Source organism: Leifsonella bigeumensis (assembly GCF_039537265.1).
Classification (GTDB): domain Bacteria; phylum Actinomycetota; class Actinomycetes; order Actinomycetales; family Microbacteriaceae; genus Terrimesophilobacter; species Terrimesophilobacter bigeumensis.
Map to the genome: position 1 here is coordinate 1090014 of NZ_BAABAE010000003.1, position 13953 is coordinate 1103966.

Genomic DNA, 13953 nt, shown 5'->3' on the forward strand with positions numbered 1-13953 from the left:
CGCAGCGGCGGGCTCAGACGCGCAGCGCCCACAGGGCGACGGCGCTCGCCGCAGCGACGTTGAGGGAGTCGACGCCGCGGAGCATCGGGATGGTGACCGTCACGTCCGCGACCTGCAGCGCACGTCTGCTGAGCCCGTCGCCCTCTGCCCCGAGGAGGATGGCGACCCTCTCGGGTGGCTGCCGGGCGAAGTCGTCGAGACTCACGGCATCCGGTTCGAGGGCGAGAGCGGCGATCGTGAACCCGGCATCGTGGAAGAGGTCCACGGCGATGGGCCACTCCGGAAGTCGCGTCCACGGCAGCTGCAGGACGGTTCCCATGCTCACGCGCACACTCCGGCGGTAGAGCGGGTCGGCGCAGCGCGGAGTGACGAGCACGGCATCCGCCCCGAGCCCGGCCGCGGCGCGGAAGATCGCCCCGACGTTCGTGTGGTCCACGACGTCCTCGATCACGATGACCCGGCGTGCACCCGAGAGAAGCTCCGCCGCGGACGGCAACGCTGGCCGCTGCATGGAGGCGATCGCCCCGCGGTGCATCGTGAACCCGGTCACCGACTCGAGAATCTCGGGACTGCCGACATAGACCGGGATGTCGAACGGGGCGAGCAGGGGCTCGAGCGACGCGACCCATTTCTCGAGCATGAGTACCGATCGAGGTCGGTGGCCGGCTTCGATCGCACGGGCGATGACCTTCTCGGATTCGGCGAGGTAGAGGCCCTCAGCGGGCTCCCGGATGCGACGCAGCGCCACATCCGTCAGGTCGCGGTAGTCGTGGAGCGCGGGATCATCTGAGTTCTCGATCGAAACGTAGCGCGGCACAGTCGGAAACATATCGGAAAACTCGGGCGTTTAGCCTAGGAGAGGGCGTCGCCGGCGCGAAAGGAGCACCATGAAGGCTGCTGAACTTCGGGCCGATGAGATGCCGGCCGCCGAGGTGCAGGGCGCAGTCGACGCGCTGCGCGGAAGGTCCATCGCCGTCCTGACCGGAGCGGGCGTGAGCACAGACTCCGGGATTCCCGACTACCGGGGCGAGGGCGCTCCCGTGCGCAACCCGATGACCCTCCAGCAGTTCCTCGCCGACGATGCACATCGCAGGCGCTACTGGGCGGGAAGCCATCTCGGCTGGCGCCGGTTCGCGGGTATCCACCCGAATCCGGGACACCTGGCGCTCGCCGCCATGGAGCGTGCCGGCCGGGTCACCGGTGTGCTCACCCAGAACGTCGACGGCCTGCATCGTCGAGCAGGCTCTCAGCGCGTCGTCGAACTGCACGGCGCCATGGGCCAGGTGCGCTGCCTCAACTGCGGCCAGCTGTTCGCCCGCCAGGAGATCGCTGCACGGCTCTCGGCAGCCAATCCGTGGATCGACGACACCGAGGAGGTCGAGCTCGCGCCCGACGGAGACGTGGCGACCGACCGGCTCGACGGATTCGTCATCCCCGAGTGCACGGTCTGCGGCGGCATGCTCAAACCCGACGTCGTGTTCTTCGGCGAACTCATCCCGAGCGATCGGTTCCACGCTGCCGCAGCGCTCGTGCGGCAGGCGGAGGCGCTGCTCATCGCGGGATCGTCCCTCGTCGTCAACTCCGGCATCCGCCTGCTCGACATCGCGGTCAAGAGGAGGATCCCGGTGGTCATCGTCAACCGAGGGCCGACGAAGGGCGACACCCGCGCGACCGTTAGGCTGGAAGCCGGAACCTCTGAGACGCTCGCAGCCCTCGCCAAGAGCCTGTAGCGGGGCTCGTCGGCGGCAGGAAAGGCGGAACGGGTGACTCTTCTGTACCTCGTGCGTCACGGCGAGACCGATTGGAACCGCGCCCATCGCATCCAGGGCAGCACCGACATCCCGCTCAATGGCACCGGGCGCGGCCAGGCGGCCCGCGCCGCCCGCCTCCTCGCGCGGCGGCAGTGGGATGGTCTCTATTCGAGCCCCCTCTCTCGTGCCGTGGAGACGGCCGCGATCATCGGCGCAGAACTCGGGTTCGGCGAGCCGGAGCTCCTCCCCGAGCTCGTCGAACGCAATTACGGGGACGCAGAAGGCCTCACCGACCGTCAGATCATGCGGCGCTACCCGGGATCGACTCCGGTGCCCGGCCGGGAGAGCCGCGAGGAGGTCGCCGCCCGTGTGATGCCCGCCCTGCTCGCGCTCGCCGAGGATCACGACGGCGGACGCTTCGTCATCACGACCCACGGGGCCGTCATCCGCACGGTGCTCGTCGCCGTCGGGGCCCCGGTCGAGCGCGGGGTTCCGATCACGAATGGGTCGATCCACAGCTTCCGGCACGCCGGCGGCACCCTCGAGCTCAAAGAGTTCGACGACCCGATCGAGACCGAGTCCGTTCTCGCGGGCGAGGAGGACCTCGACGAACAGAACCTGCTCGAGGAGCAGGAGGCGAAAGGGGTGCGCTGATGGCGGACGCGGGACAGAAGCCGACAGCGGTGGAGAAGTTCATCGCGGCGGCGAACGACCTGGGCTTCCCCGTCGTCGTGCGCACCATGGACCAGAGCACGCACACGGCGACCGAGGCTGCCGCGGCGGTCGGCTGCGAGGTCGGTGCGATCGTCAAGAGCCTGTTGTTCCTCGCCGATGGCGCACCGCTGCTCGTACTGGCCTCCGGCCCCAACCGCGTCGACACCGAGATCCTCGGCCGTCTCCTCGGCGCCAGGGTGGCGATGTCCGATGCCAGGGGCGTGAAGGCTGCGACCGGCTACTCGATCGGGGGCGTTCCGCCGTTCGGGCATCCGGAGCCGCTGCGCACCGTCATCGACGCCGACCTGCTGCGCTACGAGGTCGTCTGGGCGGCGGCCGGTTCGGCGACGGCGGTGTTCAGTATCGAACCCGACACCCTCATCGAGCTCACCGCGGGCGAGGTCGCACCGGTCAGCTGACCGCTCGTGGCTCCGGGGCGAGCGACTGGACGAGCTCCAGCAGGCGCTCGGCGGAACGATCCCAGGTGAACTTCGCCGCCTGTGCAGGAGCGCGTCCCGAGAGCGCCGTCCACACGGCGTCGTCCTCGAGCGAGCGGATGACCCGGGCGATGTCAGCGGGATCACGCGGGTCGAAGAACGCGGCACCCTCTCCCCCGACCTCACGGAACACCGGGATGTCACTGCACACGACGGGCGTTCCCATGGCGAGCGACTCGACGACCGGGATGCCGAAACCTTCCTCGAACGACGCGGTCGCGAGGGCCGTCGCCCTCGACAGCAGTTGTGTGTATTGCTCGTCGGTCACGCCGTCGAAGAATTCGATGGCGCCCTCGGGGGCAAGCGCCGAATACCGCGCGCGGTCGGACGCGCCGATGCGGCTGAGAAGCTGCAGCCGGTAGCCGGGCAGGTCGTGCATGGCCTTCGCGAGGGATTCGACGTTCTTGTAGGGCATGAACGAGCCCATGTAGACGATCGTGCGTTCGCGTTCGGAGGTGCGCAGCCCGGGCGCCGGGTCGACAGCGCTGCTCACGACCGTGATCGGGCGGCTGGTGAGCCGGCGCTCCTCGATCTGCGCCTTCGCCGCAAAGGTGCCGGTGACGATCGCGTCCGCCCGGTTGAGCACGAGGCGCTGCGGCCAGTAGGCGAGGTGATAGATGCGCCAGCCCAGGCGGATGAACCATGGCAGGTCCCTCGGCGGGGTCGGGTTGTTGTAGTAGATGAGGTCGTGCAGGGTGAGGATGAGTTTGTAGTGACGGCCGCCGGAGCCCATGGTCTGCATGGGGCTGAACACGACATCCGGATGCGCGCGGTTGACGATCCTGGCTATCCATGGTTCGCGCAGGCTCGTGGGATCGGTGCCGAGGATCCACGGCAGGTCGGGCAGCATCTCGAGCTGCCGTTCGTCGCTGATGAGCATCGTCACCGGGTGGAGCCTGCTGAACGCCTCGACGACCCCCGCGGTGTAGCGGCTGATCCCGTCGTGCCTGCCGAGCCTCGTGTAGCGGCAGTCGAACACGAACTTCACGACGACGGTAGTGCGTCGACGAAGTCCCGGATCGCCGCGGCGGCGAGCTCAGGAACCTCGTAGTGGATGAGGTGGCCGACTCCCCCGAGCACACGCAACCGCGCGTTCGGCATGGAGCGCTGCAGCTCGTACTGGGCGGAGACCGGCGTGATGTCGTCGAGTTCGGCCGCGACGAGCAGGGTCGGAACGGTGATCCGGCTCGCGAACTCGCTCACATCGGTGCTGATGGAGGCGTCGAAGGCCTCGACGACGGTGTCGCGGTCGGAGAAGCGGTTGAAGAAGGTGTGGTGCTCGTGGTGGATCCACCTGCGCAGGGCCTTGTCCTTCGTCTTCACCAGGCTCACGCTCATGAACTGCACCACGAGCCAGTTGTTGAGGAGCGCGTGGCCGAGGCGTCGTGGCAGCTTCGAAGCCGCACGGTAGTAGAGCACGGTGATCCAGGTCGCGAACGGCCTCGGGCCTTTGAGCCCCGAGATCGCGATCGGGTTGATGAGGATGAGCGCAGGCGCAGGGAGCCCGTCGGCGATGGCCGCCGAGGTGATGATGGTGCCGAAGGAATGGCCGAGCACGATCGCGCGCCCACGGAGGTCGATGGCATCCATGAACTCCCCGAGCCAGGCCGCGTAGCCCTCGATGGTGTGCTTCACCTCGGTGAGCGGGGTCGACTCGCCGAAGCCGGGCAGGTCGGGACTGATGAAGCGGATGCCCGGAAGCTGTGCGACGACCGGCTCGAGTCCGTGATGCTCGCCCCGGTAGCCATGCGCGATGACGACCGTTCGCTCGGCACTCGGATCGCCGTAGACCCAGTACCGCGTGGTGCTGCCGAGGACGCTCACCTCGCGCCGCTCGACGGGGATGCGCTCCAGGGGGGCCGCATAGGGCGATTCGGTGGTCATCGCCTCCCAGTTTAGGCTGCGGGAACGTTCGGTCTCGAAACTCTGTCACAAGCGCTTGCAGTCCGTCTTAGACTCGTACAGACCCTTCACGCGAGCGCCCCGACTCGATACGGCAGAACAGGAGCACTGTGAGCTTCACCGCACCGATCCAGTTGCCCGGGCTGACCCTGGACCCACAGTGGTACCGGAGGTCCGTGTTCTACCAGGTCATGGTGCGCTCGTTCGTCGACAGCAACGGCGACGGCACCGGGGACCTCGGCGGCCTCATCTCGAAGCTCGACTATCTGCAGTGGCTGGGGGTCGACGCGCTCTGGATCCCCCCGTTCTTCACCTCTCCGCTGCGCGACGGCGGCTACGACGTCGCCGACTACCGCACGATCCTCCCCGAGTTCGGGACACTCGACGAGTTCCAGGAGCTCGTGACGAAAGCGCATGAGCGCAATATGCGCGTCATCATCGACCTTCCGCTCAACCACACCTCGGATGCGCACGACTGGTTCCAGCAGTCCCGCAGCGATCCCGAGGGGCCGTTCGGCGACTTCTACGTGTGGAGCGACAGCGATGAGCGCTACCCGAACATCCGCATCATCTTCACCGACACCGAGGACTCCAACTGGGCCTTCGACTCGGTACGCCGCCAGTTCTACTTCCACCGGTTCTTCTCCCACCAGCCCGACCTCAATTTCGACAACCCGGCGGTGCACGAGGCGGTCTTCGAGATCGTCCGGTTCTGGATGTCGATGGGCGTCGACGGGTTCCGGCTCGACGCCGTCCCCTACCTCTACGAGTCCGACGAGGGCAACGGCGAAGGCGAGCCGCCGACGCACGAGTTCCTGAGGCGACTGCGGACCATGGTGGACATCGAGTTCCCCGGCCGCGTCATGATCGCCGAGGCGAACCAGTGGCCTCGCGAGGTCGCCGCGTTCTTCGGAACCGAGGACGAGCCGGAGTGCCACATGGCGTTCGATTTCCCGGTCATGCCGAGGATCTTCTACTCCTTGCGCTCCCAGCACGCGGGAGAGCTCGTCGACGTGCTCTCCGAGACGACCGACATCCCGGATGGCGCGGGCTGGGGGATCTTCCTGCGCAACCATGACGAGCTCACGCTCGAGATGGTGAGCGAGGAGTACCGGCAGGCGATGTACGGCTGGTACGCCTACGACCCTCGGATGCGCGTGAACGTGGGCATCCGGCGCCGCCTGGCCCCCCTGCTCGACAACTCGCGCGCGGAGCTCGAACTCGCACACGCCCTGCTGTTCTCCCTGCCGGGGAGCCCGTTCCTCTACTACGGCGATGAGATCGGCATGGGCGACAACATCTGGCTGCCCGACCGTGACAGCTCGCGAACGCCCATGCAGTGGACGCCAGACCGCAATGCCGGATTCTCCACCGCTGACCCGGGCAAGCTCTACCTCCCGGTCGTGCAGTCGCTCGTCTACAACTATTCGCAGCTCAACGTCGAGGCCCAGCTCGCCCAGTCGCGCTCGCTCCTGCACTGGGTGCGAAACGTCATCCACGTGCGCAAGGCGCATCCGACCTTCGGGCTGGGGTCGATCCGGGTCCTGGAGACCGACCACGAGTCGGTGCTCGCCTTCGTGCGCTCCTACGCCGGCGCCGACACCCAGTTCGGGGACTCCGCGGAGGACGTGCTGTGCGTCTTCAGCTTCGCCCACAACCCGGTGTCGGTGACGATCCGCGATGAAGGCCTCGCCGGCGCACGCACCCTCGATCTGTTCGGCGGAAGCGATTTCCCCGACTTCTCCCCCAGTGGGGAACTCGGGCTCACCCTGGGAACGCAGAGCTTCTACTGGCTGCACATCGGGCATTGACACCGGCCGTCGATACCCACCCATGTCACCGGCTGGCCATAGTCTGTAGGCGTGACGGCACAGAACTGGACTGAGCAGAACCGGGACGAGCAGAACCGGGACGAGCAGAAGTGGTACGGCACGCTCGGGGTCTTCGACCTGGAGACGACGGGTATCGACGTCCGGACGAGTCGCATCGTCTCGGCCAACGTGAGCGTCATCGATGCCACCGGCAGCGTGATCGAACGCACCGATTGGCTCGCCGACCCCGGCATCGATATCCCGCCCCAGGCGAGTGCCGTGCATGGGATCACGACCGAGCGCGCACGAGCGGAGGGCCGGCCGGCCGCCGAGGTCGTCGCCGGGATCGTCGCCGCCATTCGGGCGATCTTCGACCGTGGCCTCGCGCTCACGGTCTACAACGCGCCATACGACCTCTCGCTGCTGAGCCACGAGGCCATCCGTCATGGCGTCCCAGCGCTCGAGGATCCGTCGCCCATCATCGATCCGCTCGTGATCGACAAGGCGATCGACCGCTACCGCAAGGGCAAGCGCACCTTGGAGGCCGCAGCTCTCGTCTACGGCGTCGACCTCACCGACGCGCACGATGCGGGTGCCGATGCGATCGCCGCGGGGCGGGTGGCCCAGGCGATCGCCGCGCGCCATCCCTCAGAGCTCGACCTCACGGCCGAAGAGCTTCATGCCCGACAGGTGGAGTGGAGCGCGCAGCAGTCGGCGAGCTTCGCAGAGTACATGCGTCGCACGCACAACCCCGACTTCGTCGAGACGTCGGGCTGGCCTGTGCGCAGCGGACCGCAGCGCTGAGTGCGAACCTAGCTGCCGAAGCCCTTGTACCGCGTGTTGAACTTCTCGACGCGGCCGGCACTGTCGAGGATGCGCTGCTTGCCCGTGTAGAACGGGTGCGACTCCGAAGAGATCTCGACGTCGATGACCGGGTAGCTGTTGCCGTCCTCCCAGTCGATCGTCTTGTCGCTCGTGACCGTGGAGCGCGTCAGGAAGGTCGCCCCGGAGGCGAGGTCGCGGAAGACCACCGGTGCGTAGTCGGGGTGGATGTCAGACTTCATGGGAATTCCTTGGGCTACCTGGCGTGCGGGAAGAGTTGCGGCGCGGATCGAACGACGGCCGACTGTCTACTTTACCAGAGATCGAGCGGTGTACCGCCCGTCATGGTGCTCGAGTTCGAGCGGGAGGCCGAAGGTCTCCCCGAGATTCTCCGCGGTGAGCACCTCGGCGATGGGGCCTGCCGCCATGATGCGCCCCTCGCGCAGCAGCAGCGCATGCTCGAATCCCGGCGGAATCTCTTCGACGTGGTGCGTGACCATGACGATTCCCGGCGCGTTCTTCGCCGCCGCGTATCCGCTCAGGAGCTGGAGGAGCTCCTCTCGGGCGCCGAGGTCGAGGCTCGCGGCCGGCTCGTCGAGGAGCATGAGCTCCGGGTCGGTCATGACGGCCCTGGCGATCTGCACGCGCTTCTGCTCACCGTCGCTCAGCTGGCCGAACCGTCGCTCCTGGAGGTGGTCGAGCTTCCATTCGGCGAGCACCCGGCGCGCACGGCGGGTATCGACGGCGTCATACTCCTCGTTCCAGCGACCGGTGACCGAGTACGAGGCGGTCAGGACGACGTTGAGCACCGTCTCGTTCGCCGGGAGCCGGCGGGCGAGCGCCGTGGAGGCGAACCCGATCCTCGTACGGAGGTCGAAGACGTCGACGTCGCCGAGCGTCTCATCGAGTACCGTCGCCATCCCCAGGGACGGATGGATCATGGCCGACGCCACCTGCAGCAGTGTCGTCTTGCCCGCTCCGTTCGGCCCGAGGACGACCCAGCGCTCGGCGCTGTCGGCGGTCCAGTCGACCGAGTCCAGGATGCGGTTGCCTCCCCGAACGACGGAGACATCATCGAACTGGAGAACGCTGGCCATAGCCTCAACCCTAAGCCACCAGGTCGGCGGTCCCCATCCTCGGGCACCGGTCAGGACAGCGAGTCGTAAACCCTCCGCGTGCTCTCGGCGATGCGATCCCAGCCGAAGTCCTGCTCCACGCGCGCCCGGCCCGCCTGCCCCATCATCCGGGCACGGACCGGGTCCTGCAGGACGTCGAGGAGCGCGGCCGCGAGTTCGGCGACGAACGCCTTCGGCTTCTTCGGGGTTCCCGTTCCGTCCTCCGCCTGCGCGATCGGTACGAGCCTGCCGGTGATCCCATCCGCGACGACCTCGGGGATGCCGCCGGTCGCCGTCCCGACGACCGGCACGCCGCACGCCATGGCCTCGAGGTTGACGATGCCGAGAGGCTCGTAGATGGAGGGGCAGACGAACACCGTCGCCGACGAGAGCACCGCGATGAGTTCGCCATGGCTCAGCAGCCGATCGAGCCAGACGACACCGGATCGCTCCTGCTGCAGCCCGGAGACGAGCTCCTCCACCTCGGCGAGGATCTCCGGAGTGTCCGGGGCTCCCGCGCACAGGATGAGCTGGACATCCGCCGGCAGCTCGCGAGCGGCCCGGAGCAGGTACGGCAGGCCCTTCTGGCGGGTGATCCTGCCCACGAAGACGACCGACGGCCTGGTCGGGTCGATCCCGAGGCTCCTCACCACCTCCTCGTCCGGGGCGGGCCGCCAGCGGTCGAGGTCGATGCCGTTGTGCACGACGGAGACCCGCGACTCGTCGAGGCCGGGGTAGGAACGGAGGATGTCCCTTCGCATCCCGTCGCTCACCGCGATGATGGCGTCCGCGTTGCGGAAGGCGTTCTCCTCGATGGCGCTCGAGATGCGGTAGCCGCCGCCGAGCTGTTCGGCCTTCCACGGCCGCAGCGGCTCGAGGCTGTGCGCGGTGACGACGTGCGGTATGCCGTGGAGCAGCTGGGCGAGACGGCCTGCGCCATTCGTGTACCAGGTGTGGGAGTGCACGATGTCGGCACCGGCGACGTCCTGCGCCATCTGAAGGTCGACGCCGAGGGCGGCGAGCGAGGGGTTGGCGTTCACGAGTTCGGCGGGAACGAGATAGGGGTAGACATCCTCCTCGGCCCTGGGCAGCCCGAAGCAGCGCACGACGACGCGCGTCTCCCGCCGCAGGGCGCTCACGAGCTCGCCGACGTGCACGCCGGCACCCCCGTAGACCTCCGGCGGGTACTCGCGGGTCAGCAGATCCACTCTCACTCCTGCGACGCTAGTACAGTCCGCCCTGCCCATCCACTGCGAGGCTCATCTACTGTGGGAGCATGGCGCCAAAGAAAGTGTTCGGGATCGTTCTCGCCGGCGGGGAGGGCAAGCGGCTCATGCCGCTGACCGCCGATCGCGCCAAACCGGCCGTCCCCTTCGCCGGCAACTATCGCCTCGTCGACTTCGCCCTCTCGAACCTCATCAACTCCGGACTGCTGCAGATCGTCGTACTCACCCAGTACAAGTCGCACAGCCTCGACCGCCACGTCTCCCAGACCTGGCGGCTCTCCAGCCTCACCAACTCCTACATCGCCTCGGTGCCCGCCCAGCAGCGCCTGGGCAAGCGGTGGTTCGCCGGATCGGCGGATGCCATCCTGCAGAGCCTCAACCTGTTGCGCGACGAGAAACCCGACATCGTCGTCGTCGTCGGTGCGGACCACGTGTACCGGATGGACTTCAGCCAGATGATCGAGGCGCACCTCGAGTCCGGCGCCGGAGTGACGGTCGCCGCCATCCGTCAGCCGATCGCCCTCGCGAACCAGTTCGGGGTCATCGAGGTGGACGAGGGCGACGCGACGCGGATCACCGCGTTCCGCGAGAAGCCGCAGGACCCGGTCGGACTCGCGGACTCACCGCACGAGGTCCTCGCCTCGATGGGCAACTACGTGTTCAACGCCGACACGCTCGTCGATGCGGTCCTGCGCGACGGCGAGCGGCCGGACTCGAACCACGACATGGGTGGCGACATCGTTCCGGATTTCGTCTCACGGGGCGATGCGGCCGTGTACGACCTCATCCGCAACGACGTCCCCGGAGCCACCGACCGGGACCGGTACTACTGGCGCGACGTGGGGACGATCGAGTCGTTCTTCGACGCCCACCAGGACCTCATCTCCGCGCTGCCGGTCTTCAACCTCTACAACCGCGAGTGGCCGATCTACAACGAACAGCTGAACTCGCCGCCGGCGAAGTTCGTGCGCGATGCGAGCGGCAACCTCGGCACGACGATCGACTCGATCGTCTCCCTCGGTTCGCTCCTGTCCGGCGCGCACATCGAACGCAGCGTCCTCGGGCCGTGGGCCACGATCGAGTCGGGTGCCAGGGTCGTCGACTCGATCCTCTTCGATCGCGTGCACATCGGTCCTGGGGCCACGGTGCGCAGGGCTATTCTGGACAAGGAGGTCGTCGTCGAACCCGGCGCGACCGTCGGTGTCGATCCGGCGGCTGACCAGGCCAGGGGTTTCACCGTGACCGATACCGGTATCACCGTCGTGGGCAAGGGCGTTCACGTCGACTGACCTTCGCGCCCACGCTGCCCATCAGAGGATGCCATGCCCCGCTTTCTCGTCGTCCTCGATGTCGATTCGACCCTCATCGAGAACGAGGTCATCGAGCTGCTCGCGGAGGCCGCCGGCACGCTTCCCGAGGTCGCCCGGATCACCGCATCCGCGATGAACGGCGAGGTGGACTTCGAACAGAGCCTGCGAGCACGCGTCGCGACCCTGGCCGGCCTCGCGGCGACCGTGTTCGAGGATGTCGGGCGACGGGTGACCCTGACGAACGGCGTGCAGCGGATGGTCGACGGCGTGCACGAAGCGGGCGGGCGGGTCGCCGTGGTCTCCGGGGGCTTCCACGAGGTCGTCGACCCGGTGGCCGCAGCGATCGGACTCGACTACGTGCGGGCGAACCGGCTCGAGGTCGTCGACGGTGCGCTCACCGGCGGACTGGTCGGGCCGATCGTCGACGCCCAGGCGAAGGCCGATACGCTCCGCGAGTGGGCCGAGGACTTCGGGGTCCCGCTCCGACAGACGATAGCCGTCGGCGACGGCGCCAACGATCTACCGATGATGGCGATCACCGGGCTCTCGGTCGGGTTCGACGCGAAGGCGCCGGTGCGCGACGAGGCGAACCTCATCATGGATGCGCGCGACCTGTCGCAGCTGCTCCCGCTGCTCGGCCTGCGGGGTTGAACCGCGCCGGTCAGTGCCCCATGCCCAGGCCGCCGTCGACCGGGATGACCGCGCCGGAGATGTAGGAGGCATCGTCGCTCGCGAGCCAGACGACGACCCTGGCGACCTCCTCCGGTGTGGCGTAGCGTCCGGCGGGAATCGACTTGAGGTACTCGGCCTGCTGCTCCGCGGGGAGCACCGCCGTCATCTCGGTCTCCACGAAGCCCGGCGCGACGACGTTCGCCGTGATGTTGCGGGAGCCCAGTTCGCGCGTGAGCGAACGAGCGAGGCCGACGAGGCCGCTCTTCGACGCCGAGTAGTTGACCTGCCCTGCTGATCCGAGCAGCCCGACGACGCTCGAGACGAGCACGATGCGGCCGAATCGTGCCTTGAGCATCCCCTTGGACGCCCGCTTCACGACGCGGAACGCTCCGGAGAGGTTGGTGTCGATGACGGAGGTGAAGTCGTCCTCCGACATGCGCAGCAGAAGGGTGTCCCTGGTGATCCCGGCATTCGCGACGAGCACCTCGACGGGTCCGAGTTCGGCCTCGACAGAGGTGAAGGCCGCGTCGATCGAGTCGGCATCGGTGACATCGGCCCGCACCGTCATCGAACCGGTGGGGCCGTCACCGGACCGCGCCGTCACGGCGACGCGATGCCCCTGGGCGAGGAATTCCGCCGCGATCGCGAACCCGATGCCGCGGTTGCCGCCGGTGACCAGCACTGTTCTGGTTGTTTGCATGCGCCCCATCCTAGAGGCGGCAGAATGCGGCGGCGGGACCGGCCCGAACCTCTTAGGCTGGGAGCGAGCCCATGGCAAAGCAACCGAACTCCATCACGTCACTCCCCCGGTCCCCCGACGACGACCGGCGCTCGAGAATGATCAGGTACAGCGTGACGATGGGCATCCGCCTGGTGTGCGTCATCCTATGCATCTTCGTGCGCGGCTGGTGGCTCGTGCTGTGCGCGGCGGGCGCCGTCATCCTGCCCTACATCGCGGTCGTCCTGGCCAACGTCGTGGATACGAGGACTTCGCGAGTCGAGCGACCCGGCAGCGTCGTGCCCTACGACAAGCACGACGAGGCACCGTGACTGCGACGGCTCAGGAGTGCTCCCGCGCCGGATGCCGCGCCGACGCCGCCTGGAACGTGAACTGGCGGAACCCGCGCATCCACGGCGAGGAGCGCGTCAAGGTCTGGCTCGCCTGCGATGAACACCGGGGCTACCTGCACGACTACCTCTCATCCCGGGGGTTCCCGGTGATGGTCACGCCGCTCGGAGTCGCCGTCGATCGTGTCGAGGCATCGCCATGACGGGATGGCGGTTCCTGCTGAGCGCTCGCTGGGCCGGCTACCTCGCCCTCGTGGTGGCCTTCGCGATAGCCTGCAGCCTGCTCGGCACCTGGCAGCTCGCCCGCCGCGCAGAAGCCCACGCCGCCATCGTCAAGATCGACGAGAACTACGACAGCTCTCCTGCCCCCCTGGCGACACTGCTGCCCGCCCTCGACTCCTTCGAGGACTCCCAGGAATGGACCCAGGTCGAGCTCCGGGGCGAGTACCTGGCCGATGACCAGCTGCTCGTGCGCACCCGGCCGCTGGGCGGCAACCCCGGTTTCGAGGTCCTCGTTCCACTTCGGCTCGAAGACGGCTCGGTCTTCGTCGTGGATCGCGGCTGGGTGGCGGTCGGGAGCACCCAGGATGCCCCGGACGTCGTTCCCGCCGCCCCCGCCGGGCCCGTGACGGTCGTCGCCCGGCTGAAGCCCGGAGAGCCGGAGCTGGCGGGCCGCACGGCGCCGGACGGCCAGATCGCCACCATCCAGCTCGACGACATCGCCACGCGCCTCGGCCTGCCGACCTACACCGGCGCATACGGGCTCATGGTCTCCGAGTCCCCTGCGCCGCCGGAGCGCCCGGTCGCACTGCCCAAGCCTCCGCGCGACGAAGGGCCGCACCTCTCCTACGCGTTCCAGTGGTACGTCTTCGCCCTGCTCGGCTTCATCGGGTTCGGCTGGGCCATCCGTCAGGAATATCGGCTCGTGAACGCCGACGACCCCGAGGAGCGGGACCGGGCGGCCGAGCGCGAACGCAGGAGGGCTCAGCGGACTCCGACCGACGCCGACGTCGAGGACGCCATCCTGGACCGGGTCGAGTCTTAGCGCACGCCGCGCCGCGGCGA

At 68.1% G+C, this 13953-nt stretch carries 17 protein-coding genes; 10 read left to right on the top strand and 7 right to left on the bottom strand.

Annotation, left to right across the window (positions count from 1 at the left end; translation table 11 throughout):
• Positions 1–13 precede the first annotated feature (13 nt).
• Entirely contained in the window at positions 14–829 is an 816-nt protein-coding gene (locus ABD678_RS10415; RefSeq protein WP_344756358.1) for a TrmH family RNA methyltransferase, read from the bottom strand.
• Between the two features lie 58 nt (positions 830–887).
• Between ABD678_RS10415 and ABD678_RS10420 the strand changes: the two genes are divergently transcribed.
• From ABD678_RS10420 to ABD678_RS10430, 3 genes are read left to right on the top strand one after another with little or no spacing between them, the layout of a single operon-like run.
• The gene (locus ABD678_RS10420; protein WP_344756360.1) at positions 888–1730 is read left to right on the top strand and encodes a Sir2 family NAD-dependent protein deacetylase; all 843 of its coding nucleotides are present in this window, start codon (positions 888–890) and stop codon (positions 1728–1730) included.
• A gap of 33 nt (positions 1731–1763) precedes the next feature.
• Positions 1764–2405, top strand: a complete 642-nt coding sequence (locus ABD678_RS10425) for a histidine phosphatase family protein (RefSeq protein WP_344756362.1) — start codon at positions 1764–1766, stop codon at positions 2403–2405.
• Entirely contained in the window at positions 2405–2884 is a 480-nt protein-coding gene (locus tag ABD678_RS10430) for a YbaK/EbsC family protein (RefSeq protein ID WP_344756364.1), read from the top strand. Before ABD678_RS10425 ends, ABD678_RS10430 begins: the two co-directional genes overlap by 1 nt.
• On the opposite strand, the gene ABD678_RS10435 is transcribed toward ABD678_RS10430, so the two are convergent.
• Positions 2877–3950: a glycosyltransferase family 4 protein gene (locus ABD678_RS10435; RefSeq protein ID WP_344756366.1), complete on the bottom strand. Its 1074-nt coding sequence runs from the start codon at positions 3948–3950 to the stop codon at positions 2877–2879. The genes ABD678_RS10430 and ABD678_RS10435 overlap by 8 nt on opposite strands.
• On the bottom strand, positions 3947–4846 hold the full coding sequence (locus tag ABD678_RS10440) for an alpha/beta fold hydrolase (RefSeq protein ID WP_344756368.1): 900 nt from the start codon (positions 4844–4846) through the stop codon (positions 3947–3949). Before ABD678_RS10440 ends, ABD678_RS10435 begins: the two co-directional genes overlap by 4 nt.
• A gap of 128 nt (positions 4847–4974) precedes the next feature.
• Here ABD678_RS10440 and treS point away from each other — a divergent pair, with 128 nt between their 5' ends.
• The gene (treS, locus tag ABD678_RS10445; protein WP_344756370.1) at positions 4975–6675 is read left to right on the top strand and encodes a maltose alpha-D-glucosyltransferase; all 1701 of its coding nucleotides are present in this window, start codon (positions 4975–4977) and stop codon (positions 6673–6675) included.
• A 51-nt stretch (positions 6676–6726) separates the two neighbouring features.
• Positions 6727–7479: an exonuclease domain-containing protein gene (locus ABD678_RS10450; protein WP_344756372.1), complete on the top strand. Its 753-nt coding sequence runs from the start codon at positions 6727–6729 to the stop codon at positions 7477–7479.
• Positions 7480–7487: 8 nt separating this feature from the next.
• On the opposite strand, the gene ABD678_RS10455 is transcribed toward ABD678_RS10450, so the two are convergent.
• The 3 genes from ABD678_RS10455 to glgA form a co-directional block, all read right to left on the bottom strand.
• Positions 7488–7739 carry a type B 50S ribosomal protein L31 gene (locus tag ABD678_RS10455; RefSeq protein ID WP_344756374.1) on the bottom strand — a complete coding sequence of 84 codons (252 nt, stop codon included), beginning with the start codon at positions 7737–7739 and terminating at the stop codon, positions 7488–7490.
• A gap of 66 nt (positions 7740–7805) precedes the next feature.
• Positions 7806–8594: an ABC transporter ATP-binding protein gene (locus tag ABD678_RS10460; protein ID WP_344756376.1), complete on the bottom strand. Its 789-nt coding sequence runs from the start codon at positions 8592–8594 to the stop codon at positions 7806–7808.
• Positions 8595–8644: 50 nt separating this feature from the next.
• A complete protein-coding gene (glgA, locus tag ABD678_RS10465) occupies positions 8645–9826 on the bottom strand; it encodes a glycogen synthase (protein WP_344756378.1) in 1182 nt (393 codons plus the stop codon).
• Between the two features lie 62 nt (positions 9827–9888).
• Here glgA and ABD678_RS10470 point away from each other — a divergent pair, with 62 nt between their 5' ends.
• Positions 9889–11127 (top strand): glucose-1-phosphate adenylyltransferase, encoded by a 1239-nt coding sequence (locus tag ABD678_RS10470; protein WP_344756379.1) that lies wholly within the window; start codon positions 9889–9891, stop codon positions 11125–11127.
• Positions 11128–11160: 33 nt separating this feature from the next.
• Entirely contained in the window at positions 11161–11799 is a 639-nt protein-coding gene (gene serB, locus ABD678_RS10475) for a phosphoserine phosphatase SerB (RefSeq protein WP_344756381.1), read from the top strand.
• Positions 11800–11809: 10 nt separating this feature from the next.
• Here serB and ABD678_RS10480 read toward each other — a convergent pair whose 3' ends face one another.
• Positions 11810–12520, bottom strand: coding sequence for a beta-ketoacyl-ACP reductase (locus ABD678_RS10480; protein ID WP_344756383.1), 711 nt, complete (start codon positions 12518–12520; stop codon positions 11810–11812).
• Between the two features lie 71 nt (positions 12521–12591).
• Between ABD678_RS10480 and ABD678_RS10485 the strand changes: the two genes are divergently transcribed.
• Genes ABD678_RS10485 through ABD678_RS10495 form a run of 3 tightly spaced genes read left to right on the top strand, consistent with a single transcriptional unit; the run spans position 12592 to position 13933 of the window.
• Entirely contained in the window at positions 12592–12870 is a 279-nt protein-coding gene (locus ABD678_RS10485) for a DUF3099 domain-containing protein (protein WP_344756385.1), read from the top strand.
• A complete protein-coding gene (locus ABD678_RS10490) occupies positions 12867–13091 on the top strand; it encodes a hypothetical protein (RefSeq protein WP_344756387.1) in 225 nt (74 codons plus the stop codon). The genes ABD678_RS10485 and ABD678_RS10490 overlap by 4 nt, the downstream gene beginning before the upstream one ends.
• Positions 13088–13933 (top strand): SURF1 family cytochrome oxidase biogenesis protein, encoded by an 846-nt coding sequence (locus tag ABD678_RS10495; RefSeq protein ID WP_344756389.1) that lies wholly within the window; start codon positions 13088–13090, stop codon positions 13931–13933. Before ABD678_RS10490 ends, ABD678_RS10495 begins: the two co-directional genes overlap by 4 nt.
• Positions 13934–13953 lie beyond the last annotated feature (20 nt).